Origin of the sequence: Robbsia andropogonis, from assembly GCF_034047095.1 — a bacterium.
GTDB classification, from domain to species: domain Bacteria; phylum Pseudomonadota; class Gammaproteobacteria; order Burkholderiales; family Burkholderiaceae; genus Robbsia; species Robbsia andropogonis.
Genome location: NZ_CP139170.1, coordinates 2,280,042 through 2,304,827, shown reverse-complemented (window position 1 = coordinate 2,304,827; position 24,786 = coordinate 2,280,042). Strand labels below are relative to the sequence as shown.

Below are 24,786 nucleotides of genomic sequence, written 5' to 3'. Positions count from 1 at the left end.
CTATGTTCGACTTCGTGACATCGGTGATCGGATTTTTTGTCGCCATTGGCATCCTGGTGGTATTCCACGAGTTGGGTCATTACAGCGTCGCACGCTGGTGTGGCGTCAAGGTGCTGCGTTTCTCGATCGGTTTCGGTAAGCCATTGCTGCAACGGCAAGGACGTGACGGTACCCTGTGGACCATTGGCTGGCTACCGCTGGGTGGCTATGTACGCATGCTGGATGAGCGTGATCCCACCCAGGTGCGATCGGATGCGGTGGAGGACGCTGATGGAACGGTCCGCGTCACCGCAGTGTCGGGTTCAGGAACAGCGGCGGCCGACACGGCGGATGCCGTCACCTATCGAATCGCCCCCGCCGACCTGCCCCACGCGTTCAATCGACAGTCCGTCGGCAAGCGCTTTGCCATTGTCGCCGCTGGACCGATCGCCAATTTCCTGCTTGCCATCCTGCTGTTCGCCGGTCTCTCTTGGTACGGCCAACCGGAGCCGGAGGCCATCCTCGGTACACCGACGCAAGACAGCATGGCGCAGCGCGCCGGCATCGCCAGTGGCGAACGCGTCGTGGCGGTGCGGGTCACGCAGCGCGATGGCAGCGACGATGGCGATGTGGCATATCGGTCCGTCCGATCCTGGCCGGAATTGCGGCACTGGCTGGCGCGCGACGTCGACGCTGATGCCAGCACGGTCATATTGCGCACCCAGCGTCCGGATGGCGTCGCAACGCACACGCTATCCCTCGCCGCATTGCAGGGAGACACGCCCGGGAAGCGCCGCGCCGACATGGTCGGGGCGGGTGGGGGGCAGGCCGATATCGCCACGCGCCTGGGTTTGGTGCCTGGCGGCGCCGCGCCGTTGATCGCCAGCGTGCAACCGGGCACGCCGGCAGCCAAGGCGGGCTTGCAGGAAGGGGATACGGTACTTCGCGTGCAAGGCGAAACAGTCGACGACGCCAACGCGCTCGTGCAGATGATGCGTGAACGCCCTGGTCGTGACACCGTGCTTGATATTCAGCGGGGAAACCAGAATGTTACCGTTCATGTCGTACCGGAGGCGGTAAAGGAAGCCGGAGGCGGACTGCCATATGGTCGTATCGGCGCGGCGCTGGGTATGCGTCTGCCGTTGGTCGATGTGCATTATGGACCGGTGGAATCCGTGCGGATGGCCGTTGGGCGGACCTGGGACGTGGCATCGTTCTCGGTCGAGATGTTCGGTCGGATGCTGACTGGACAGGCTTCGTTGAAGAATTTAAGCGGGCCTGTGACCATCGCCGACTACGCCGGACGCAGTGCGCGAATGGGCGTATCGGCTTTCATCTCCTTTCTCGCATTGGTCAGTATCAGCCTGGGCGTATTGAATCTACTGCCGATTCCCGTTTTGGATGGGGGGCATCTGTTATATTATGCGGTCGAAGCGCTGACCGGTCGGGCAGTATCCGACCGGTGGCAGGCCATCCTACAGCGGGCGGGGTTGGTCTGTATCGTAGCGCTGTCGGTTGTCGCACTGTTCAACGATCTGACGCGGCTCGCCCATTCCTGAGCAAGTGCCGCGCCAGTCGATGCGGTGCCGTGGTCGATGCGGGATATCGCGGGAGCGGCATCTCGAATTGCACAGGCCCTGGGCCCGGACCCATTCTTCGCCAAAAACTTCCATTGAATCGGGAGCAAGTTGTTGAAATCTCATCACCTCGTGCCGAAGTCGGTTGCCGCTGCCGCCATTGCGGCGCACACCCTCATCGCACATGCGGCAGCGCCGTTCGTGGTTCAAGACATTCGGATCGAGGGACTGCAGCGTGTCGAGCCGGGCACCGTTTTCTCGTACCTGCCTATCAAAAAGGGCGACACCTTCACAGATGACAAGGCCTCGTCGGCGATCCGTGCGCTTTACGCGACCGGTTTCTTCAACGATGTCCGGATCAATGTGGAAGGTGGCACCGTCATCGTGCAGGTTGCGGAGCGGCCGTCCATTGCGACCATCGACTTCGCCGGCACGAAGGAGTTCGACAAGGACACGCTGTCGAAGGCGCTGCGTTCCAGCGGCATGGCCCCGGGGCGCTACTTCGACAAATCGCTGGCCGACAAGGCCGAGCAGGAGTTGAAGCGGCAGTACCTGACGCGCGGCTTTTACGCTGCGGAAGTGACGACGACGGTGACGCCGGTCGATCGTAGCCGCGTTGCCATCCTGTTTTCGGTGATCGAAGGGCCGAGCGCGAAGATCCGCCAGGTGAATTTCATCGGCAATAAGGCGTTCTCCAGTAGCACGCTGCGCGATGAAATGCAGCTTTCCACGCCGAACTGGTTCTCGTGGTACACGAAGAACGACCTGTATTCGAAGGACAAGCTGACCACCGACCTGGAGCACGTCCGCAGTTATTACCTGGATCGGGGGTATCTCGAGTTCAGCATTGAATCGACGCAGGTGTCGATCACGCCGGACAAGAAGAGCATGTACCTGACGCTCAGTCTCCATGAAGGCGAGCCGTACAAAGTATCGTCGATCGAGTTGTCGGGCGAGCTGCTGGACAAGAAGGCGGAGCTGGAAAAGCTGTTGAAGCTGAAGGCCGGCGATCGTTTCTCTGCGGCAAAGTTGCAGGATTCCACGAAGGCGATCGTCAACAAGCTGGGTGAGTACGGTTACGCTTTTGCTACCGTTAATGCCGAACCGCAGATCGATCAGACGAGCCATACGGTTGCGCTGAATCTGAAGGTGGAAACCGGCCGTCGTGTCTACGTACGCCATGTGAACATCACCGGTAATACGAGGACGCGCGATGAAGTGGTGCGCCGTGAGATGCGCCAGTTCGAATCATCGTGGTTCGATAGTAATCGACTGAAGTTGTCGCAGGATCGGATCAACCGCCTGGGCTATTTTACTGATGTGAATGTCACCACGCAGCCGGTCCCCGGAACACCGGATCAGGTGGACGTGGATGTCGCCGTCAAGGAAAAGCCGACCGGTGCGATCACGCTGGGCGCGGGCTTCTCGTCCTCGGACAAGGTGGTGCTGTCAGCCGGCATATCGCAGGACAACGTATTCGGCTCGGGAACCAGCCTGGCCGTGAACGTCAATACGTCGAGCTATTATCGGACATTGACGGTCACGCAGACGGACCCCTACTTCACGGTGGACGGCATCAGCCGGATCACTAGTGCTTACTACCAGACGTCCACGCCGTTGTACTATTCGACGGACAGCAGCTTCCGGATCATCACGGCCGGTGCTGACTTGAAGTTCGGTGTGCCGTTTTCCGAATATGACACGGTTTTCTTCGGGGTGGGCTTCCAACAGTACCGCATGGACGTCGACTCGGCCACTCCGCAGGCGTATAAAGACTACGTCAACGAATATGGCCGAGTGTCGAACGTCGTGCCGGTGACGATGGGCTGGTCGCGCGATGCGCGCGACAGCGCCTTGGTGCCAAGTCGCGGCTACTTTACCCGCGCGAACGCCGAAGTAGGTACGCCCGCGGGTGGCACGAAGTATTGGAAGGTGGACTTGCAGCAGCAGTATTATTATTCGTTCGCGCGCGGCTTCGTACTTGGTCTGAATGGGCAACTGGGTTACGGCAAGGGCATTGGCGGCACCTATCCGATCTTCAAGAACTACTACGCCGGCGGTATCGGCTCGGTTCGGGGTTATGAGCCGAGTTCCCTGGGACCGCGTGACAAGACGACCAACGATCCGATCGGTGGCGCCAAGATGGCGGTGGCCAACGTCGAGTTGACGTTCCCGTTGCCGGGAACCGGTTACGATCGTACGCTTCGGGTATTCACCTTCTTCGATGCGGGCAATGTTTGGGGGGATTCTCAGAGCATCAATTTCAGCGATCTGCGGTATGGATATGGTCTGGGTCTTGCCTGGATCTCGCCGATCGGACCGCTGAAGTTAAGCTTGGGTTTCCCGCTGGTCAAGCATGCGGGCGATCAGTACCAGAAATTCCAGTTCCAGATAGGTACCGCGTTCTAACGTCCGGTTCCGGCGTAGTATTTGTTGTCGGCGGTACCGGGGACATTGCACGTATGTTGCAACGTCCCTGGTACCGTTGCATTTGATGAGGATGGGCTGAGTGACCTCGACAAACACCTGTTCTGGCGCGGCCGGAATGCCTGTAACGCCACCCGCGCCGACAATGCGGCGCGCGCCGTGGTTCATCGCGGCCACGCGGATCCTGTCCGGCTTGGTCGCCGGATCAGTGTTATTGGCCTGGTGTGCACCCGCGGCGCGTGCGGATGAGCATATCGCCGTTGTCAAATCGGATCAGATCCTGAAGGAATCGGTGCCGGCCAAGGCCTTGTCTTCTCAGATCGATGAGATGTTCCGCAAGCGTGGCGCGGATTTACAATCTCGCGTGAACAAATTCCAAAGCGATGCGTCCAACTTCGACAAGACGTCGGCGTCGTTGAGTGCGGACGAGCGTGCCGCACGCCAGGCACGGTTGCAAACGGTCAATATGGCGTTGCAGCGTGATCGACAATATTTCGCCGATGATCTGACGCAGTGCCAGAATCAGGCCTATCAGGCGGTGCTCGCCATCGCGAACAAAGCAATCGAACAAGTGGCGAAGCAAGGAAATTACGACCTGATCGTTGAAGAAGGGGTGTATTTCAATCCGCGGATCGATATCACCGACAAGGTGCTCGCCGCGCTAGCGTCCCAGCCGGTGCCGCCGCTGCCGGATATCTGCAAGCGCAGTAGTAAGTAGGAGTGTGGATGGGCTATTCGATTCAACAACTGGTGGAGCGCTTCGGTGGCAGCATCGAAGGGGATGCGGGCTTGACCATTCGCGGACTTGCGCCGCTTGATCGCGCGCATCGCGACCAGTTGTCGTTCCTCGCGAACCCGAAGTATTTTCCCCAGGTGGCTGAAAGCCAAGCCGGCGCGATACTGATTTCCGCGCGTGACCTCGACAAATTTCCAAAGGAAGCGCGCGCGGCCGTGCCGGTGACCTGGGTCATCGTACCGAACCCTTATGCGTATTTCGCGCGCGTGGCGCAGTTGTATGTGGCTGCCGGAGAGCCGGCCTCGCAGTCTGGCGTGCATCCTAGCGCGCGTGTCGACCCCAGTGCACAGGTGGCGGCGTCTGCGTCGATCGGTCCGAATGTCAGTATCGAAGCCGGTGTGGTTGTCGGCGAGCGCGTGCGTATCGGCGCGAATGTCGTCGTGGGTCGTGGCGTCAAGCTCGGCGACGACGTGCGTCTGTATCCGAACGTCACGATCTACCATGGTTGCCGGTTGGGTGCGCGCGTGATCGTGCATGCGGGCGCGGTTATCGGTGCCGACGGCTTTGGTTTCGCGCCGGATTTCCCGGAAGGGGACGGGGCCGATATCGAAGGCGAATGGGTCAAGATCCCGCAGGTGGGCGCGGTGACGATTGGCGAAGATGTTGAAATCGGTGCGAACACGACGATCGATCGGGGCGCGATGGCCGACACCGTGATCGAGCATTCGGTGAAAATCGATAACCTGGTGCAGATCGCCCATAACTGTCGCATCGGCGCGTATACCGTCATTGCGGCTTGTGCGGGTATCGCGGGCAGCACGGTGATTGGCCGCCACTGCATGATTGGTGGCGCGGTAGGCATTGCCGGACATGTCACGCTGACGGATCGAGTGATCGTGACGGCGAAGTCCGGCGTGTCGAAGTCGTTGACGCGTCCCGGTCTGTACACGAGCGCCTTCCCGGCGATCGAACACCGGGACTGGAACAAGAACGCGGCGGTGATGCGCAACCTCGATACAATGCGCGTTCGCCTCAAGCAACTCGAAGCGACTGTTGAAGCGCTGAAAGACAAGCAGTGAAAATTATGGAACAAGAAAATACAAGCGCCGGGATCACGTTGGATATCCACAAGATCTTGACGTTGTTGCCGCATCGTTATCCGTTTCTATTGGTGGACCGGGTCACGGAATTGGTGCAACACAAGTCCATTCGTGCGCTAAAGAATGTGACGATGAACGAGCCGTTCTTTCAAGGCCATTTTCCGTCACGCCCGGTGATGCCGGGTGTGCTGATTCTTGAGGCATTGGCGCAGGCTGCCGCGTTACTGACGTTCGCGGAAGATACTTCAACGTATGATCCGACGACGACGCTGTACTACTTTGCCGGCATAGACAATGCTCGCTTCAAGAGGGTGGTGGAGCCAGGCGACCAGTTGGTGCTGGACGTGACCTTCGAGCGGAATGTACGCCACATCTACAAGTTCAAGGCCAGGGCGTCCGTTGACGGCGCGTTGGCCGCGGAAGCCGATCTGACATGCGCGGTGCAGCATATCGAGAGGCCGACGGTAGCCGATGCCTTGCCGCTCGTGACCGCCGGCAAAGCCAGCTGATTCGCGGGGCAGAGAGCCATGACTATTCATCCGACAGCGATTATCGAGGCGGGCGCGCAAATTGATTCATCGGTAACGATCGGACCCTACGCCGTAATCGGCGCGCACGTCCGCATCGGTGCGCACACCACGGTGGGATCGCATACCGTAATCGAGGGACAGACGACAATCGGCGAGGCGAACCGTATCGGGCATTTCGCCTCGGTCGGCGGGGCGCCGCAGGACATGAAGTACGCGGGTGAGCCCACGCGCTTGGAAATTGGTGACCGAAACGTGATCCGCGAGTTCACGACGATCCATACGGGCACGTCCCAGGATCAGGGCGTGACGAAAATCGGCAACGACAACTGGATCATGGCGTATGTGCATATCGCACACGACTGTGATGTGGGAAACAACGTCGTGTTTTCGAGCAATGCGCAGATCGCCGGACATGTGACGGTGGGCGACTGGGCCATTCTGGGAGGGATGTCCGGCGTGCACCAGTTCGTACGCATCGGCGCGCACGCGTTCCTGGGGGGCGCGTCCGCCTTGGTGCAGGATTTGCCGCCATTCGTCATCGCCGCGGGCGAAAAGGCCACGCCGCATGGCATCAATGTCGAGGGGCTGCGTCGCCGTGGTTTCGCGCCTGGAGAAATCAGCGCATTGCGCTCGGGCTACCGGACGTTATACAAGAGCGGTCTGTCGCTCGATGAAGCGAAGGTGCAGATCAGCGCCGATATCGACGCGTTGGACGAGGGCAAGCAACAGTTGAGCGCGTTCCTCGCATTCATCGATACGGCGAAGCGTGGCATTATCCGTTGATGGACGCTTTGGCACAGACGGCGGGTCCAGTCACACGCCAGATATCGATGGTCGCCGGTGAGGCCTCCGGTGACCTGCTGGGCGCGGCGTTGTTGCGGGGTCTTCGCGAATATGTGCCTGCGACGGATGCGTTTCCGTATGCCGTGCCGATCACCGGGGTCGGTGGTCCGAGGATGCAGGCCGAAGGTTTTGACGCATGGTGGGCGTCCGATCGCCTGGCCGTCCGTGGCTATGTGGAGGCGTTGTCGAGCATTCCCGGCATTTTGCGCATTCGACGGGCGCTAACCCAGCGGTTGCTTGCCGATCCACCGTCGGTGTTCGTGGGCATCGACGCGCCCGATTTCAATTTTTCTGTTGAGCGCACCTTGCGGCAGGCCGGCGTGCCGGTCGTGCATTTCGTCAGTCCGTCGATCTGGGCCTGGCGTGCCGGGCGTATCAAGACGGTTGCAAAAGCCGTCGATCATATGCTCTGCGTGTTCCCGTTTGAGAAAGCGATCTACGACAAAGCCGGTATCCCGGCATCGTACGTGGGTCATCCGCTCGGGACGATGATCCCGATGACGCCGGACCCCGCCGCGGCGCGTGCACGGCTGGGTCTGCCGGCGGACTGCCCGTTGATCGGCGTCATGCCGGGCAGCCGGCGTTCCGAGATCCAGCTGATCGGCCCGACGTTCTTCGCCGCAATGGCGTTGATGCACCAACGCGAGCCCGACTTGCATTTTGTCCTGCCGTCGGCATCGCCGGCGGTGCGCGCCTTGCTGGCGCCGTTGCTGGCGACCTACCCGGAGTTGCCATTGACAGTAACGGACGGCGCATCGCACGACGTCATGGAAGCGTCTGACGCGTTGCTGATCAAAAGCGGGACCTCGACGCTGGAAGCGGCGTTGTTCAAGAAGCCGATGGTGATCTCGTACAAGGTACCCTGGCTGACCGGGCAGATCATGCGTCGCCAGGGTTATCTGCCCTATGTCGGTCTGCCGAACGTGCTGGCCGGCCGATTCGTCGTGCCGGAAATCCTGCAGCATTTCGCCACGCCACAAGCGCTTGCCGACGCCACCTTGAAGCAATTGCACGACGATACGAATCGGCGAGAATTACAGGCGATTTTCACGGATATTCATGCATCGTTGCAGCGCGATACCGGTACGTTGGCGGCGGAGGCCGTGATGCACGTGGCTACGCGCACGCCGGGAGCAGTGCGATGAAGCAGGCCAAGCGCATGACGTCCCCGGTGCGATTCGCGCCGCAAGCCACGCTGTGTTTCGACGTGCCGGGGCAGTTGGCTTGCGGTGTTGATGAAGCCGGCCGTGGGCCATTGGCCGGATCGGTGGTGGCCGCCGCCGTTATTCTCGATCCCGCACGACCGATCCCCGGTCTCGACGATTCGAAAAAGTTATCCGCTAAGACCCGTGAGCGACTCTATGGCGAGATTGTCCGTGACGCACTGGCGTATTCGATCGCGGAGGCGAGTGTTGCCGAGATCGATTCGCTGAACATCCTGCAGGCGACGATGCTGGCAATGCGCCGAGCGGTGGAAGGGCTGTCGGTCACGCCGGACCTGGCCTATATCGATGGTAATCGCTGCCCTGCCATTGCCGTGCGCGCCGAGGCCGTGGTGGGTGGCGATGCATTGGTGCCGGCGATTTCGGCCGCATCGATTCTGGCCAAGGTGACCCGTGACCGGCAGTTGGCGATGTTGCACGTGGCGCACCCGCACTATGGTTTCGATGCGCATATGGGCTATGGCACGGCCCAGCATCTGGCCGCGCTGGCCAAGCACGGGCCGTGTGTGCATCATCGCCGGTCCTTCGCGCCGGTGCGCGAGGCGTGGGCGCGCATCGAGGCCGGATCCGCGCTGTGACGACTTCCGAATCTCGTTCCGCATTGCCGGTCGTGCAATCGCGTTCGAACCCGCTGTTCAAGCGCTTGCGGATGCTGGCCGGCGCGGCGCAAAAGCAGCGCCGTGAAGGCGTGGCAATTCTTGAAGGCGTGCATCTGGCGGATGCGTATTTGCAAGCACTGCGCTCGGGCACCCCGGCGGTTACCACCACCAATGAAGCGTCGCGACATGCCACGGCGCGTGAGGCGATGGCGCTGGAACAGGTCGTGGTATCGCAGTCGGCCGCCTTCCGTGACGATATTCAGGGCATTCTGGCGCGAATTCAGACGGTATGGTCTGACCGGGTGACGATCTTCGATGACGCGCTGTTCGAGCAAGTCTCCCCGGTCACTGATGGTGGGGTAGGCATCCTGTTACTGATTGCCGCACCGCACACGACTCTGTCCGCGTCGTACGGGGACGCATCCCCACAGGCTAGGTCGGTTGAGGGAAGTACCCATGCCTTGCTGGCGGGGGGGGCGGATGGGGCAACGATTACGGAAAATTGCGTCATCCTGGATGGCGTGCAGGATGCTGGCAATGTCGGATCGATATTGCGCAGTGCGGCAGCGGCGGGGGTGACGCTGGCATTTTGCCTGCCGGGCACCGCGACGGTCTGGTCGACGAAGGTATTGCGCGCGGCGATGGGGGCGCACTTCGTGATGCGTATCGTCGAGCAGGTCCCGCCGGAAGGGTTGGCCCCGTTGCTGGGCATACCGATTGTCGTCACGGATTTGCACGGTGCGGCATCACTTTATGACACCAATCTACGCCGGCCGCTGGCGTGGGTGATGGGGAATGAGGGAGCGGGCGTTTCCCCTTTCTGGCGCGAGCGTGCCGACCTGCGCGTGACGATTCCGCAGTATGGTCGAATTGAATCACTGAATGTTGCCGCGGCCGCGGCGGTATGCCTGTTCGAACAGACACGCCAACAGCGGAGCGCCGCGCAATAAATCAGCGGCGCGGACGTTGGCGGACGGAAATGATCAAAAAGCCTGGAATGGAAGTGATATCGCTTCTATTCCAGGCTTTTTTGCAATGCGGAGCGTTGGTCAATACACTGCGCGATCGATCTTGATTTCCTGGAGCACGGTCGTTGCGATCTCCTCGATCGACTTGTGTGTCGACGAGAGCCACCGGATGCCTTCGCGGCGCATCAGGTCCTCGGCTTCATTGATTTCGTATCGGCAGTTCTCTAGCGCAGCGTACTTGCTCCCCGGACGGCGCTGGTTGCGGATCTCGGAGAGTCGGGCGGGTTCGATCGACAAGCCGAACAACTTCGACTTGAATTCGGCCAACCCGGATGGCAGTTTGCGACGTTCGAAATCCTCGGGGATCAGCGGATAGTTCGCCGCCTTGACCCCGTATTGCATGGCCAGGTATAGCGTGGTCGGCGTCTTGCCGCAGCGCGACACACCCACCAGGATGACATCGGCTTCCGCGAGATTGCGATTCGACTGGCCATCGTCATGTTCGAGCGAGAAGTTGATTGCCTCGATGCGATTCTTGTATTCATCGGAATCGGCCTTTTTATGGCCGCGCCCGATTTCATGACTGGACTTGACGCCCAGTTCATTTTCAAGCGGTTCGACGAAAGTCTGGAACATGTCCAGCACCAACGCATTGGCCCCTTTGAGAATGGCATTTGAGACACTGTCGACCAGTGTCGTAAAGACAATGGGAGAGGTGCCGTCTGCCGCTCTTGCATTATTGATCGCCCGTGCGGCCGCGGTCGCTTTGTCGGCGTCGTCGACAAAGGGCATGCGTACGAGCCTGAATTTCAGGTCGAACTGCGAAAGGATCGAGTGCGCGAAGGTCTCGGCGGTGATGCCGGTGCCGTCGGACACCACATAGACGGTGGGCGGAGTAGTCAAGGCGGATTGACCCGAAAGAACAATGGAAAAGTCGCGATGCAACGCATCGCGCGCCGGTGAACAATCCCACCAAAGTGCCGTCTTGCGGGTCTGGGCATCTTCCCGATACAGGCGGCACGCAGTTGGGTAGTGGCCACGGTAGAATAGCACGGTACAATGGTCTCTCCGCCCCCGAAACCGGGCGGCGTCGAGTGCGTTCGATAAGCGATTGCAAAGGGCATGGTGCTGGAGAAGGCCGTGTGCGACCGTTTATCCAACTGCTTGACGATGCGCGAGTTTTCGCAGCCTGGGCAAGTATTGTGCGGTTGATGCCGCCGGTGTCTTGTCCGTGGCGCGGTCTCGCCAGTCCCGAATCGGCAAGTGAAGATTTTTTTTACTTTAGGGGCTGTAACATGACGCAAACCACTCAACAAGGAGCGTTAGACGCACTGGTTGTCCCGTTTGAACAACTACGAAAAGAAGATGTCGACACCGTCGGCGGCAAGAACTCGTCCCTTGGCGAGATGATCAGCCAGCTCGCGGATGCGGGCGTCAGCGTGCCGACGGGTTTTGCGACGACGGCGCAGGCTTTCCGTGACTTCCTGCACTTCAATAATCTGACGGCGCGTATTGCGGACAAGCTGATTGGCCTCGACGTCGACAACGTCAAGACGCTGGCCGAGTCCGGCAAGCAGATCCGTCAATGGATCATCGATGCACCGCTGCAGCCGGAACTTGAAAAGGAGATCCGCGAGCAATACGACGTCTTGACGCGTAGCTCGCCGAACGAACTGTCTTTCGCGGTGCGGTCGTCGGCTACCGCCGAGGACTTGCCGGATGCGTCGTTTGCCGGTCAGCAGGAAAGCTATCTGAATGTCGAGGGGATCGACAATGTTCTGGTCGCGATCAAGCAGGTGTTTGCATCGCTCTATAACGACCGCGCGATTTCCTACCGCGTCCATAAAGGATTCGAACATGCCGAGGTGGCCTTGTCGGCCGGCGTGCAGCGGATGGTGCGTTCGGACGTCGGCGCTTCCGGCGTGATGTTCACGCTGGATACGGAGTCCGGTTTCCGCGACGCCGTGTTCATTACGTCGAGCTACGGCTTGGGCGAAACCGTCGTGCAGGGTGCGGTGAATCCCGATGAATTCTATGTGTTCAAGAAGACGTTGGCGGACGGCAAGTATCCGATCATTCGTCGTTCGATCGGTTCCAAGCTGATCAAGATGGAATTCACGCAAGCCGGTGAGGAAGGTCGCGTGAAGACGGTCGACGTGTCGAGCGATCAACGTAACCGCTTCTCGATCTCCGACGAGGACGTGATTCAGCTTGCGAAGTATGCGGTGATCATCGAGAAGCACTATGGCCGTCCGATGGACATCGAGTGGGGCAAGGATGGTCGCGACGGCAAGATCTTCATCCTTCAGGCCCGTCCGGAAACGGTAAAGAGCCAGTCGGCGGGCAAGGTCGAGCATCGCTTCAAGCTTAAGGGCCAGGCACCCGTGCTGGCGACAGGGCGCGCGATTGGTCAGCGGATTGGCGCGGGCACCGTGCGTGTTGTTCGTGATGCGGCGGAAATGGATCGTGTGCAGCCCGGCGATGTGCTCGTCGCGGATATGACCGACCCGAATTGGGAACCGGTGATGAAGCGCGCGGCTGCAATTGTCACGAACCGGGGCGGCCGGACCTGCCACGCGGCGATCATCGCGCGTGAACTGGGCGTGCCGGCCGTGGTGGGATGCGGCAATGCGACCGACGTGCTGAAGGATGGCGCGCTGGTGACGGTGTCCTGTGCTGAAGGTGACGAAGGCAAGATCTATGACGGCATGCTTGAAGCCGAAGTGACGGAAGTCGAGCGTGGCGAGCTGCCCGAGATTCCGGTCAAGGTCATGATGAACGTCGGGAATCCGCAACTGGCGTTTGATTTCAGCCAATTGCCGAACAAGGGCGTAGGTCTCGCGCGGCTCGAATTCATCATAAACAACAATATCGGCGTTCATCCGAAGGCGATTCTCGATTATCCGAACATCGATGCGGACCTGAAGAAGGCGGTGGAAAGCGTGGCGCGCGGTCATGCATCGCCGCGCGCTTTCTACATCGACAAGCTGACGGAAGGCATCGCGACGATTGGCGCGGCGTTTTACCCGAAGCCCGTTATCGTGCGACTGTCCGACTTCAAGTCGAACGAGTACAAGAAGCTGATCGGTGGAACGCGCTATGAGCCGGACGAGGAAAACCCGATGTTGGGTTTCCGTGGCGCGTCGCGTTACGTCTCGGAATCTTTCGCGGAAGCGTTCGAGATGGAGTGCCGTGCGTTGAAGCGGGTCCGCGAGGACATGGGCCTGACCAACGTCGAGATCATGGTGCCGTTTGTGCGGACGCTGGGTCAGGCCAAGGCGGTGGTGGACCTGTTGGCGAAGTACGGTTTGAAGCGCGGCGAGAACGGTCTGCGTCTGATCATGATGTGCGAAGTCCCGTCGAACGCGATTCTGGCGGAACAGTTCCTCGAGCATTTCGATGGGTTCTCGATCGGTTCGAACGATCTGACGCAGCTGACGTTGGGGCTGGACCGCGACTCGGGTCTGGAGTTGTTGGCAAAGGACTTCGACGAACGTGACCCGGCCCTGCAGTTCTTGTTGAAGCGTGCGATTGATGCGTGCAAGAAGCAGGGCAAGTATGTGGGTATCTGCGGTCAGGGTCCGTCCGACCATCCGGATTTCGCGCAGTGGCTCGCCGATGAAGGTATTGCCTCCATCTCGCTCAACCCGGATACCGTAATCGACACCTGGAAGGCACTGGCGACGAAGTAACGTCCGTGGTTGCGTCGCGGTAAGCGCGACGTCTGCACGTGGCGGGTCTCCCGAACACACCCCGGTACTGCGCGGCTGGTCTGCGGCGTGCCGGGGTGTTTTTTTATGTCCTGATCATGGCAAGGACGGACGTCGATATCGCGGAAGTCGATTGATCTTCAAGGCTCCGAGGTGTAGGGCGAGCCATCACCTATCGGTCGTTCAAGCATTCGCGCAAGAGAATGAAAGATTGCAGACGCAATGATGTTATTGTCCTATCGCGCGTCTAATGGCGATAAGGTGCGTGATTGACGTAATGGAGTATGGGCATGACGGAAAGCGTATTACCGTGGGTATGGTGGGCTGCCGCAGCAGTATTGGTCGTCGCCGAGATGTTGACCGGGACGTTTTACTTGCTGATGATCGCCGTCGGCCTCGCGGCGGCAGGCATCGCGCATCTCCTGGGTACGTCGCCGGCCGTCCAGATATGCACTGCGGCGCTTCTGGCCTTGGTGTTGCTGGTAGTCTTGCATCGTCGCCGGATGTCGCATGCACGCGCTGCGTTGGTGCGTGCGAGTGCTGAAGAACCTGATGCTGTTGGTGCCATGTGGAGCGCCGCGTCCCGCGATACGTCGATGAACGCGGACGGGTGTGCATCGCCGGGAGTTGATGGCGTTTCATCTGGTGCTGCCTCGCAATTGCTTGATATCGGCGCGGAAGTCGATGTCTTGCAGTGGGAGTCCGGCAACAGGACGCGTGTGCGGTATCGCGGTACCGAATGGCACGCCGTGGCGGAAGTAGCGTCGTTGTCATTGATGCCCGGTCGATACCGGATCGTGGGAATGGACGGCATTCGTCTTGTATTACGGGCTGTGGTGGAATCTGTCCCCGCTGCCGTTTCCGCCGCGGCGCTCGCTCCCAATAACGCATCCGGGTCGTTTGTCGGGCAATCGCCGGCAACCGCTGCATCGGCGTCATCGCCACAAACCACACCATCGACGCAAACGGATACGCCGTAATGGCGCACCGTTCAGCTTATATGTGCAACTAACAGGCTGTTCTCGTGGGAAGGCAAAATCGGCAAGCGTCGAACCCGACCCGATAATGCGAGGGCAGCCGAATAACAGGGGGAAGCATGGCCGGAAATCTCGTCGCACTGATTTTATTGTTCGTGGTCGTTGTCATTGTGGCGCGCGCCGTCAAGATCGTGCCGCAGCAGCATGCATGGGTCATCGAACGGCTTGGCAAGTATCACGCCACGTTGTCGCCGGGTTTGACGGTCGTGATCCCGTTCATCGACCGCGTTGCCTATAAGCATGTGTTGAAGGAAATCGCACTCGATGTGCCGCCCCAGGTCTGCATTACCCGGGACAACACGCAATTGCAGGTAGATGGCGTGCTGTATTTCCAGGTGACGGACGCGATGAAAGCGTCGTACGGATCAGCCAACTTCGTCATGGCCATTACCCAGTTGTCGCAGACCACGCTGCGTTCCGTGATCGGGAAGCTGGAGCTGGACAAGACGTTCGAGGAACGCGAGTCGATTAATCGCGGTGTTGTCGATTCGCTGGATGAAGCAGCGGCGAATTGGGGGGTCAAGGTCTTGCGCTACGAGATCAAGGATTTGACGCCGCCGCAAGAGATCCTGCGCGCGATGCAGTCGCAGATCACCGCGGAGCGGGAGAAGCGTGCATTGATCGCCGCATCCGAAGGGCGGCGTCAGGAGCAGATCAATCTTGCCGATGGTTCACGTCAGGCCGCCATCCAGCAGTCCGAGGGAGAACGTCAGGCGGCGATGAACCGGGCCGAAGGCGAAGCGCAGGCGATTCTCGCCGTTGCTCGTGCGAATGCTGAGGCGATTCAGACCGTGGCGGTAGCGATGCAGACCGAGGGAGGACTGGAGGCCGTCAATATGAAAGTGGCGGAACAGTACGTTGCGGCGTTTGGGAATCTCGCCAAGACCGGCAACACCTTGATCGTGCCCGGCAATATGGCCGATATGGGCACGATGATCGCTTCGGCGCTGCAGATCGTGCAAAGCGGCCCGGGAAAGGGCGCCGCTAACCTCACGCCCACCGGCTTCGGTGGGAGCGCGCCGCGGTAAGCTGCCTACGAAGCGACGCCGCGACAGAATCAGGAAGAGGTCCGCACGATGCGGGCCTTTTCACGTTCCCAGTCACGCTTCTTCTCGGTTTCCCGCTTGTCATGCTGCTTTTTGCCTTTTGCCAGGCCGATATCGCACTTGATCAGGCCGCGCGCGAAGTGCAAGTTCAGAGGCACCAGCGTGTAGCCGCGCTGCTGGACCTTGCCGATCAGCTTCCTGATCTCCGTACCGTGTAGCAATAGCTTGCGTAAGCGCGTCTGGTCAGGATTGACGTGGGTGGACGCGGAGCCCAGCGGGCTGATGTGCGCGCCGAGTAGCCACAGCTCCTCGTCGCGAATCACCACGTAGCCTTCCTTGATTTGCGCCCGGCCCGCGCGAATGGCTTTGACTTCCCAGCCCTCCAGTACGATCCCGGCCTCATAGCGCTCTTCGATAAAGTAATCGAAATGCGCGCGTTTGTTTTCTGCAATGCTCATTATGGGCGCGTCACCGTGTGATCCGGCCAAGTCGGATAAAATGACATTCTAGCAAAACGCTTGCGCGCCATCGCCCGATTGCCGCGGCATCTTTCGTATCACCTCCTATGGCCGACGTACAGAAAACGCTTCTTATCCGGTACTCCGCCGCCCAGATGTTCGATCTCGTCACGGACGTCGCCGACTATCCCAACTTCCTCCCATGGTGTGGCGGCTCGGAAGTGCTGCATTCCGACGATACGTCGATGGATGCGCGCATCCTGATCAACTTCAAAGGGGTCAAGCAGCAGTTTGCCACGCACAACGAGCATCAGCGGCCCACCCGGATCGATATGGTGTTTCGCGAGGGCCCTTTCAAGAATTTTACTGGGAGTTGGCGCTTCACGCCGCTTCGAGAGGATGCCTGCAAGATCGAATTCGCACTGCACTACGAATTTTCGAATTTCATCGTAGAGAAGATTATCGGGCCAGTCTTCAATATGATCGCAAACACGTTTGTCGACTCCTTCGTCAAACGCGCCGAGACCCGTTATGGCAAGCGCTGAGCCGACCGACGTTGTCGCGGACGGACATCTTCGCGTGCAGATTTGCTATCTGGCGCCGGGCGTGCAGGTTTTACTGCCGGTCGTGGTGCCCGCATGCGCGACTGTACGCGATGCGGTGACGCAAAGTGGGGTGCTGGATGCCCATCCGGAAATCGACATCAGTACGCAGAAGGTCGGCATTTACGGCAAGGTGCGTGCATTGGACGAGGTCGTCCAGGCGGGGGATCGTATCGAGATTTATCGGCCGTTGACCGTCGATCCGAAAGTGGCGCGGGCGCGGCGTGTCGCCAAGACACGTCGCGCCGGTAGCCGCGAGGGCCGTAAGTGGGTGACGAAGGAACATCGCTGAAACTGCGCGCCGGTGGTCGCCGGCGCGCGGGTTCGCGGTAAGCGTGCCCGGGGTCAATCCGCCTGGGTTGGCGTGGGCGATTGTCGTTGGCCGGGCGCGTGCAACCGTACTGACCACATCACGCCAATGATCAGTAATACGATGGCCGCGATCTCCAGGAGTCGTGGCAATCGCTGCGCGTGGATGAAGCCATAGAGCAGCGCGAACAGCGTCTCGAATACGATCATCTGTCCCGACAGCGTCAGCGGTAGGCGGCGCGCCGCGGCATTCCATAGCGTATTGCCCATCCATGAAGCGCCCACGGCCAATGCGATATTGACGGACCAGAAGACGATCTGCCGGTCGAATGGCGCGTGGTGGATGCCCAACACATTGCCGTAAGGCAATGGTAGGTAAAGCAAGACTGCCAGGACGGCCCAGATCATGAGTGCCATCACGCCGCTTACCAGGCCTTGCAAGCCGGCCCATTCGGCGTTCGTGAACGTGGGATGGGCGTCCAGGCCACGCGCGTTACCCACCGCATACCAGGTCCATGCGGCCAGCGCGCCGACCGCCGCGCTGATGCCGAGTACCGCTTCGTGCCAGTCGCCACTGCTGCCCTCGGATGTCGCGGCGGCGTGGCCCGAGAAAACGTCCGCGTTGATGCAGGCGATGCCCACCAGGATCAGCAACAATGCCGGCGCTAGATCGCATAATCGCGGCCCGTGGAGCCCCGGCCCCGCATCCTGTAGTCCATGGCTGTCGCCGGGCGCGGCGATGTCGCGTCCGCGCGCGCCGAGCAGCGTAATGGTCACCGGCAGGGTGCCGATGATCAATGACGCGGCTGCCACGCCGACGTTCTGGACGGCGGCACTGAGGAGCACGTAGTAGACGAGGTTGCCGATCAGGGCTAGACGGGTGGCCAGCCACCAATGCTCGGGACGTGTCTTGCGAAGCAGGGCCAGCGCCGATGTACGACCGGACAGCAGCATCGCCAGGAGCGACACGACACCATAGCAAAGGTACCGTCCGGCGCTCAGTTCGATGGTCGTGAAGTCCGGGACAATGGCAGGCGCGAGGAAAACCAGGCCCCATAGTGCCCCGGAACCCACGCCACAGGCCAGACCGCCTCGCATCGACTTCTCCATCCGATACTGCTCCAACGTGTCAACAAACGGCTACAAAATACCGCGAGAATAGCATGGCCGCCCGGGCTTCCCGATCCCGCCCCCATTTCCCGACGCCTCGGAAGCGCGTATACTCTGCTTTTGCGCCTATAGGATTTGCCATGCGTCTGATCCAAACCGCACTCACGTTCGATGATGTGCTTCTTGTTCCGGCGTTCTCGAACGTCCTGCCGACCGACACGGTCCTCAAAACCCGACTGACCCGCAACATCGCCCTGAACATCCCGTTGGTATCCGCGGCGATGGACACGGTCACGGAAGGCCGCCTGGCGATTGCCATGGCGCAATCGGGCGGCATCGGTATCGTTCACAAGAATCTCACTGCCGCGGAGCAAGCACGTGAAGTATCGCGTGTGAAGCGGTATGAATCCGGCGTCGTGCGTGACCCCATCACCGTCACTGGCGACATGCGCGTGCGCGATGTGCTGGAACTGTCCCGCCTGCATGGCATTTCTGGTTTTCCGGTGGTAGAAGGGTCGACGGTCATCGGCATCGTGACGAATCGCGACCTGCGTTTCGAGCCACGCCTGGACGTGGAGGTCCGGACGGTGATGACACCGCGTGAGCGTCTGATTACCGTCAAGGAAGGCGCGTCGCTGGCGGAAGCGAAGGAATTGATGCACTCGAACCGCCTGGAGCGCGTGCTGGTGATCAATGACGCGTTCGAATTGCGCGGCCTGATGACGGTCAAAGACATTCTGAAGGCCACGGAACATCCTGCCGCGAGCAAGGATGACCAGGGCAAGCTACGCGTGGGCGCGGCTGTTGGCGTGGGCAAGGACGCCGAGGAGCGTGTCGAGGCGCTGGTGAAGGCGGGTGTCGACGTGATTGTGGTCGATACGGCGCATGGCCATAGCCAGGGCGTGCTGGACCGGGTCAAATGGATCAAGCGCAATTACGACGGCGTGGAAGTCATCGGCGGTAATATCGCCACGGCGGCTGCGGCGCGGGCGCTGGTCGAGTATGGCGCGGACGGCGTCAAGGTCGGGATCGGTCCGGGATCAATCTGCACGACGCGGATCGTGGCAGGTGTAGGCGTGCCGCAGATCACGGCCATTGCTAATGTTGCCGAAGCGTTGAAGGGCACCGGGGTGCCACTGATCGGTGATGGTGGTGTGCGCTATTCGGGTGACGTCTCGAAGGCGCTGGCCGCTGGCGCGAATGCGGTGATGATGGGTGGGATGTTCGCAGGCACCGAAGAAGCACCGGGCGACGTGTTCCTGTATCAAGGCCGTTCGTTCAAGTCGTATCGTGGCATGGGTTCCGTCGGCGCGATGAAGGATGGCGCCGCCGATCGCTATTTCCAGGACAGCTCGGCAAACATCGAGAAGTTGGTGCCGGAAGGGATCGAAGGACGCGTCCCGTACAAGGGTGCATTGACCCCGATCCTGTTCCAACTGACGGGCGGCATTCGTTCAAGCATGGGGTATTGCGGCTGCCGGACGATCGACGAGTTGCACGAAAAATCGGAATTCGTCCAGATCACGTCGGCCGGTATTCGTGAATCGCATGTGCATGATGTGCAGATCACGAAAGAAGCGCCTAACTATCAGATGGAGTAATCGGCGATGAAGCCCTTGCTACGGACGTTCCTCGCGATCAACGCGGTAACTGTCGCGTTGCTCGGGCTATTTTTTCTGATGACACCTTGGTTGGCGGTGTCCGCGCCGCTCGCGCCGCTTGCCAGTTCTCCGGCGCTGATCGGGCAATTGCTGGGCGTGTTGCTTCTGGGTTTTACCTGGATGTTGTTGGCCGGCATGATCCGCGGGTCTGCCACTGCGACGATCGGTTGGGTCTCGGGGCACATCCTTTGGCTTGCCGGCGCCACGGTATTGATCTGGCAGCTTACCTATCATCAGCCGGTGCTGGAGCCGGGGCCGGCGTTTGTCGTACCCGCCTACGCCGTATTGGTTATCTTGCTTGGTTTGATTCAGGCGCGTCTGGCTTCGATGGTCGGTCGTCGCGAACGCCGTGACCTGTCCGAGGCACGGTCTGCGTCGCGTGAGGCACTTAGGCGTCAACGCGCGGCGGAGTCGAGCGATGGCCATCCCTCGGGAAGCCGTTTCGGCGGCATGACCGAGCAGGGAGGGACACCGATGTTTTACGGTTCTCCGCGTGCGGTCTACGGGGCGGTCGATCGGGATCCGTATATCGGTACACCGCCTGCGGCAGCTTCACGGGATACAACGGCCAATCCTTTTGCCGAAGAAGTAGGAACGGTTCGCGCGACGCGTACTGTCGATATTCCGACACAAGAGGATCGGCATGCACTGGTCGAGGGGGGGACGTTGCCGCCATCGACACCAGGAACCCCGGCGTCCGAAGCGCCAGTCACACGGCCGGTGCCGCCGTCGTTCTAGCCAATGGTTGCGCGATCGCAGCATGCCAGCCATCGGCGGCCAGGCGCGAACCGATGACGCCAATGGCATGCCGGCGCGCAAGTGCGCGTTGGACAAGATTCAACGCGTGGCGTGAAAACGCGACGCGAGTAGCGCTCCTATAACATTCCAATTCAGCGCATGGTCACATGCGAGCCACGATGCACGACAAGATCCTTATTCTCGATTTCGGTTCCCAGGTTACGCAACTGATTGCCCGCCGTGTGCGTGAAGCGCAGGTCTATTCGGAAATCCATCCGTATGACGTGAGCGAGGCTTTCATTCGCGAATTTGCGCCGAAGGGCATCATTCTGTCCGGAGGCCCGAGCTCGGTTACCGAAGGCGATACGCCGCGTGTACCGGATGCGGTTTTTACGGTGGGCGTGCCGGTGTTCGGGATCTGTTACGGCATGCAGGCAATGGCCGAGCAGTTGGGCGGCAAGGTCCAGAGCAGCAATACGCGCGAGTTTGGTTACGCGGCGGTGCGCGCACACGGGCATACGAAATTGCTGGAGGGCATCCAGGATTACGCGACCGCGGAAGGTCACGGCATGCTGGATGTATGGATGAGCCATGGTGACAAGGTAGAAGCGTTGCCGGACGGGTTCAAGTTGATGGCCTCCACGCCGTCCTGTCCGATCGCCGCGATGGCGAACGAGGACAAGGGTTACTACGCGGTGCAGTTCCACCCTGAAGTCACGCATACGAAGCAGGGTACGTCGATCTTGCGCCGTTTCGTACTGGATATCTGCGGGGCGAAGGCCGATTGGGAGATGGGTAATTACGTCTCGGAAGCGGTCGAGAAGATCCGCGCGCAGGTAGGTGACGAGCAGGTGATCCTGGGCTTGTCCGGTGGGGTGGATTCATCGGTCGCTGCTGCGTTGCTGCACCAGGCAATCGGCGATCAACTGACCTGCGTGTTCGTCGATCATGGCTTGCTGCGCTTGAATGAGGCAGAGCAGGTGATGAAGACGTTCGCGGACAATCTTGGCGTGAAGGTCATTCATGTGGACGCAAGCGCGGATTTTCTTGGCAAGCTCGCGGGCGTCAGTGACCCGGAAGCGAAGCGGAAGATCATTGGTCGCGAGTTCGTCGAGGTATTCAAGGCAGAGTCCGCTAAGCTGACGTCGGCAAAGTGGTTGGCGCAAGGCACGATCTATCCGGATGTTATTGAATCCGCGGGGCACGGCAAGAAAGGCGCGGCAAAGATCAAGAGTCACCACAACGTCGGTGGTCTGCCGGAAGACATGCATTTGAAGCTGGTCGAGCCGTTGCGCGAGCTGTTCAAGGACGAAGTGCGGGCGCTGGGCATCGAGCTGGGATTGCCGCACGACATGGTGTATCGCCATCCGTTCCCAGGGCCCGGTCTGTGCGTGCGTATCCTGGGCGAGGTGAAGCGCGAGTTCGCGGACCTGCTGCGCCATGCGGATGCGATCTTTATCGAGACGCTGCGTGATCCGCGTTTTGCTTGTGAGAAGACCGGCAAGACATGGTACGAGTTGACCAGCCAGGCATTCGCCGTGTTCCTGCCGGTGAAGAGTGTCGGCGTGATGGGCGACGGGCGGACGTATGACTACGTTGTGGCATTGCGCGCCGTGCAAACGCAGGACTTCATGACCGCCCACTGGGCCCACCTGCCGCATGACCTGCTTGGGCATGTGTCGAACCGCATTATCAATGAAGTGCGGGGGATTAATCGCGTGGTGTACGACATTTCAGGGAAGCCACCGGCGACGATCGAGTGGGAGTGAGGGAATTTTAAATAACTGATTTTTAATGTTATTTAATTTGGTCGTTGATCGTTCAACTCGAATGATCAACGACTTTTTTGCTCAACGGTAGTCCGCCCACGTTATTGAAAGAAGTGCGCCAACGCATTAGCGACGGCTTCTGGTTGCTCTTCAGGCTGGAAGTGTCCGCAGGCCGCGATTGTCTCGCTGTGCACGTTGTCCCCATACGGTCGAAGGGTTGCTGCCATGTCTGGAATGGAGCCTTGATCCGCGGACAGTCCCAAAACAGGCATGATCAATCGCGCCGTTTGCGCCAGAGCCTTGTTCTGTGTCGCCGATTCCGACAAGGACCGATAAAAAGCCAGTCCCGCGCGTAAGCCACCAGGTGCTTTAAGCAGGCGCTCATACTCGGTGATTTCAACGTCACCATAGCAGGCAGGATTGGCGGTCTTCTCTCTGAAGAACCACTCGAGGTAGATTCGTTCACGACCCTGGAGCAGGGATTCGGGCAGGTCCGCAACGGCATGGAATGAGAAGTGCCAGGTCTTCCATGACTTACTGGAAGACGAAGGCAGCATTTCCGGAAGCGATACACCTGGAATACCGGAATCCATGAGGCTTAGCGCGCGGATTTCATCCCCGAACATCATCGCATAGGGAAAGGCGACCCAGGCCCCCACATCGTGTGCCGCAAGGTAATAACGGTCTAAGCCGAGGGAGGCAACAAAGTCGTGCAAGCGCTGGGCGACCGTTTGCGTGTCGTAGCCCGATAGCGGTTTGTCGCTGTCACCTTGCCCAGGTAAGTCGATGGCGACAATCCGGTACCGATTAACGAGGTGTGCCATGACGTGACGCCAAGCAAACCAGCTTTCGGGAAATCCAGCCAGGAGAACCAGGGCAGGTCCATTTGCCAGTCCCCCTGTTACATAGTGAAACCGCAAATCATTCACCCGACCAAACTGATGGGTAAAACCTAAGGGAGCATCCGGAAGCATCAGAGACGGCATCTTGAAAATCCTAACGAATGAGAGCCGCACCTGCCAACACCAGAACCGCGGCAATGGCACGTTGCAGGGTAATCGGTTGCGCTGATACACCAAACAAGCCAAAGCAATCGAGCGCAATCGAAAAGGCGACTTGGCCAGCAACCACGAAAGCCACCATTGCGGCTGCGCCAAGGCGAGGGGTGCAGGCGGCGACGCCTGCCAACGTAATGACGCCGCAGAAACCGCCGAGCCATGCCCAGACGGGTAGCGTTTGTAAGTGTGTCCCTCGCGGTATTGAGCCCGTGAGGCTAAATCCGACGGCGCTTAAAGCGATCGACGAAATGATTGCTGACACCATGGCTCCCCAAATTGGCGAGCCGAGTGCATTGCCCATGCGTGCATTAAAAATCGCTTGCAACGGCAGCATTGCACCGGCAAGCAGAGCGATGATGACGTACATGACTATTCCAGCAGCTTCAACGCCCGACGCACGAAAGCCTCTCCATCGTCAGTGAGCGTTGATGCCTTGGCCACGACACGCATACCTTGCAGCAGCGCGAGGAGTACCCCAGCCGCTGCGCGGCAGTCGATGTGCGCGGGGATCGATTCATCATGGCATCCCTCCATAATCAACGCTTCGAGCATCGCCCTGCGCCGGTCCAGTTGGCGACTCAGCACCTCCGACGCAGCGCCAAGTTGCTCCAGATCGATGACGCCGGCGACAACCATGCAGCCGAGCTTGCCGTCCTTGCCCTGGCTCAACGCGACATAAGCGCGTAGCAGTTCGGCAATCTTGCTCTTCCCGTCTTTCGCTTGATCGAGTCTTTCGCGAAGGCTCACTTCTCGTTGTTCGATATAGCGGGCCAACGCTTTAGCGAAGAGACCTTCTTTGTCTTTGTAGGCCTTGTACAGACTTCCTGCCGTCAGCCCTGTCGCGTGGGTGATGTCACTGATGCTTACGCCACTGAAGCTGCGACGGCGAAATAGCATGATCGCCGCATCGAGAAAAGGCACTTCGTCGAATTCACGGGGCCTGCCTCGGGGCCGCCGTGTTGAACTGTCATCGGAAAGGGTGGGCATGATCCATATATATTGGAAATGATCGCTTCCAATATATATGGATCTCGGAACATTGTCAAATGGACTTCCTGCGGTACGGTAGACACTTCTGGCCTATGATTTGCGCATAGGAGGAAGTGCATGAGCAGCCAGCGATTTACCCCGGAATATCCTGATAGTGATTTCAAAGGTACGCTCGCGGACCTGTGTCGGTAGCAAGCCGAAGGCCGCGCGAATGACGGGCATTGACCGTCTTCAAGGCGATTGGCACCGCGCTGGTGGACCGGGCCGCTGCTGTGCAAGGTTATAAGCGAAAAGACAGCGGATGCACCTTCATGGA

General features: G+C 59.8%; 23 protein-coding genes. 17 read left to right on the top strand and 6 right to left on the bottom strand.

The window, feature by feature from the left end; all coding sequences use genetic code 11:
* The first annotated feature begins 2 nt into the window (after window positions 1–2).
* The 9 genes from rseP (at window position 3) to SJQ66_RS23530 (ending at window position 9,964) form a co-directional block, all read left to right on the top strand.
* Window positions 3–1,538: an RIP metalloprotease RseP gene (rseP, locus tag SJQ66_RS23570; RefSeq protein WP_024903087.1), complete on the top strand. Its 1,536-nt coding sequence runs from the start codon at window positions 3–5 to the stop codon at window positions 1,536–1,538.
* Window positions 1,539–1,667: 129 nt separating this feature from the next.
* Entirely contained in the window at window positions 1,668–3,965 is a 2,298-nt protein-coding gene (bamA, locus tag SJQ66_RS23565; protein WP_046153059.1) for an outer membrane protein assembly factor BamA, read from the top strand.
* A gap of 100 nt (window positions 3,966–4,065) precedes the next feature.
* Entirely contained in the window at window positions 4,066–4,701 is a 636-nt protein-coding gene (locus SJQ66_RS23560) for an OmpH/Skp family outer membrane protein (RefSeq protein WP_082102681.1), read from the top strand.
* 8 nt (window positions 4,702–4,709) lie between these two features.
* Window positions 4,710–5,798 (top strand): UDP-3-O-(3-hydroxymyristoyl)glucosamine N-acyltransferase, encoded by a 1,089-nt coding sequence (lpxD, locus tag SJQ66_RS23555; protein ID WP_046153058.1) that lies wholly within the window; start codon window positions 4,710–4,712, stop codon window positions 5,796–5,798.
* Window positions 5,799–5,803: 5 nt separating this feature from the next.
* Window positions 5,804–6,328 (top strand): 3-hydroxyacyl-ACP dehydratase FabZ, encoded by a 525-nt coding sequence (fabZ, locus tag SJQ66_RS23550; protein ID WP_024903083.1) that lies wholly within the window; start codon window positions 5,804–5,806, stop codon window positions 6,326–6,328.
* A gap of 18 nt (window positions 6,329–6,346) precedes the next feature.
* Window positions 6,347–7,132, top strand: a complete 786-nt coding sequence (gene lpxA, locus SJQ66_RS23545) for an acyl-ACP--UDP-N-acetylglucosamine O-acyltransferase (protein ID WP_024903082.1) — start codon at window positions 6,347–6,349, stop codon at window positions 7,130–7,132.
* On the top strand, window positions 7,132–8,337 hold the full coding sequence (gene lpxB, locus SJQ66_RS23540) for a lipid-A-disaccharide synthase (RefSeq protein WP_036009275.1): 1,206 nt from the start codon (window positions 7,132–7,134) through the stop codon (window positions 8,335–8,337). Before lpxA ends, lpxB begins: the two co-directional genes overlap by 1 nt.
* Window positions 8,334–8,993 carry a ribonuclease HII gene (rnhB, locus tag SJQ66_RS23535; RefSeq protein ID WP_024903080.1) on the top strand — a complete coding sequence of 220 codons (660 nt, stop codon included), beginning with the start codon at window positions 8,334–8,336 and terminating at the stop codon, window positions 8,991–8,993. The genes lpxB and rnhB overlap by 4 nt, the downstream gene beginning before the upstream one ends.
* A gap of 71 nt (window positions 8,994–9,064) precedes the next feature.
* The gene (locus tag SJQ66_RS23530) at window positions 9,065–9,964 is read left to right on the top strand and encodes a TrmH family RNA methyltransferase (RefSeq protein ID WP_407691570.1); all 900 of its coding nucleotides are present in this window, start codon (window positions 9,065–9,067) and stop codon (window positions 9,962–9,964) included.
* A gap of 99 nt (window positions 9,965–10,063) precedes the next feature.
* Here the strand turns inward: SJQ66_RS23530 and ppsR are convergent, their stop codons facing one another.
* Window positions 10,064–10,909 (bottom strand): posphoenolpyruvate synthetase regulatory kinase/phosphorylase PpsR, encoded by an 846-nt coding sequence (gene ppsR / locus SJQ66_RS23525; RefSeq protein WP_390174003.1) that lies wholly within the window; start codon window positions 10,907–10,909, stop codon window positions 10,064–10,066.
* 368 nt (window positions 10,910–11,277) lie between these two features.
* Between ppsR and ppsA the strand changes: the two genes are divergently transcribed.
* The 3 genes from ppsA (at window position 11,278) to SJQ66_RS23510 (ending at window position 15,757) form a co-directional block, all read left to right on the top strand.
* Window positions 11,278–13,674: a phosphoenolpyruvate synthase gene (gene ppsA / locus SJQ66_RS23520; RefSeq protein ID WP_024903077.1), complete on the top strand. Its 2,397-nt coding sequence runs from the start codon at window positions 11,278–11,280 to the stop codon at window positions 13,672–13,674.
* Between the two features lie 308 nt (window positions 13,675–13,982).
* A complete protein-coding gene (locus SJQ66_RS23515) occupies window positions 13,983–14,672 on the top strand; it encodes an NfeD family protein (protein WP_176025969.1) in 690 nt (229 codons plus the stop codon).
* 116 nt (window positions 14,673–14,788) lie between these two features.
* On the top strand, window positions 14,789–15,757 hold the full coding sequence (locus tag SJQ66_RS23510; protein ID WP_024903075.1) for an SPFH domain-containing protein: 969 nt from the start codon (window positions 14,789–14,791) through the stop codon (window positions 15,755–15,757).
* 29 nt (window positions 15,758–15,786) lie between these two features.
* On the opposite strand, the gene smpB is transcribed toward SJQ66_RS23510, so the two are convergent.
* A complete protein-coding gene (gene smpB / locus SJQ66_RS23505) occupies window positions 15,787–16,233 on the bottom strand; it encodes an SsrA-binding protein SmpB (protein ID WP_024903074.1) in 447 nt (148 codons plus the stop codon).
* A 107-nt stretch (window positions 16,234–16,340) separates the two neighbouring features.
* On the opposite strand from smpB, the gene SJQ66_RS23500 reads away from it, so the two are divergent.
* Together SJQ66_RS23500 and SJQ66_RS23495 are read left to right on the top strand one after the other, a co-directional pair.
* Entirely contained in the window at window positions 16,341–16,778 is a 438-nt protein-coding gene (locus SJQ66_RS23500) for a type II toxin-antitoxin system RatA family toxin (protein WP_024903073.1), read from the top strand.
* Window positions 16,765–17,127 (top strand): RnfH family protein, encoded by a 363-nt coding sequence (locus tag SJQ66_RS23495; RefSeq protein WP_024903072.1) that lies wholly within the window; start codon window positions 16,765–16,767, stop codon window positions 17,125–17,127. Before SJQ66_RS23500 ends, SJQ66_RS23495 begins: the two co-directional genes overlap by 14 nt.
* A 53-nt stretch (window positions 17,128–17,180) precedes the next feature.
* On the opposite strand, the gene SJQ66_RS23490 is transcribed toward SJQ66_RS23495, so the two are convergent.
* A complete protein-coding gene (locus SJQ66_RS23490; RefSeq protein WP_320535369.1) occupies window positions 17,181–18,242 on the bottom strand; it encodes a DMT family transporter in 1,062 nt (353 codons plus the stop codon).
* Window positions 18,243–18,394: 152 nt separating this feature from the next.
* Here SJQ66_RS23490 and guaB point away from each other — a divergent pair, with 152 nt between their 5' ends.
* The 3 genes from guaB (at window position 18,395) to guaA (ending at window position 22,422) form a co-directional block, all read left to right on the top strand.
* The gene (gene guaB, locus SJQ66_RS23485; RefSeq protein ID WP_024903070.1) at window positions 18,395–19,855 is read left to right on the top strand and encodes an IMP dehydrogenase; all 1,461 of its coding nucleotides are present in this window, start codon (window positions 18,395–18,397) and stop codon (window positions 19,853–19,855) included.
* A gap of 6 nt (window positions 19,856–19,861) precedes the next feature.
* Window positions 19,862–20,653: a hypothetical protein gene (locus SJQ66_RS23480; protein WP_024903069.1), complete on the top strand. Its 792-nt coding sequence runs from the start codon at window positions 19,862–19,864 to the stop codon at window positions 20,651–20,653.
* A 179-nt stretch (window positions 20,654–20,832) separates the two neighbouring features.
* Window positions 20,833–22,422, top strand: a complete 1,590-nt coding sequence (gene guaA / locus SJQ66_RS23475; RefSeq protein WP_320534609.1) for a glutamine-hydrolyzing GMP synthase — start codon at window positions 20,833–20,835, stop codon at window positions 22,420–22,422.
* A 101-nt stretch (window positions 22,423–22,523) separates the two neighbouring features.
* Here the strand turns inward: guaA and SJQ66_RS23470 are convergent, their stop codons facing one another.
* The 3 genes from SJQ66_RS23470 to SJQ66_RS23460 form a co-directional block, all read right to left on the bottom strand.
* A complete protein-coding gene (locus SJQ66_RS23470) occupies window positions 22,524–23,246 on the bottom strand; it encodes an alpha/beta fold hydrolase (RefSeq protein WP_253463462.1) in 723 nt (240 codons plus the stop codon).
* A 172-nt stretch (window positions 23,247–23,418) separates the two neighbouring features.
* Window positions 23,419–23,847 (bottom strand): DMT family transporter, encoded by a 429-nt coding sequence (locus tag SJQ66_RS23465; RefSeq protein WP_036009271.1) that lies wholly within the window; start codon window positions 23,845–23,847, stop codon window positions 23,419–23,421.
* Between the two features lie 2 nt (window positions 23,848–23,849).
* Window positions 23,850–24,377 carry a TetR/AcrR family transcriptional regulator gene (locus tag SJQ66_RS23460; RefSeq protein WP_320534608.1) on the bottom strand — a complete coding sequence of 176 codons (528 nt, stop codon included), beginning with the start codon at window positions 24,375–24,377 and terminating at the stop codon, window positions 23,850–23,852.
* Window positions 24,378–24,786 lie beyond the last annotated feature (409 nt).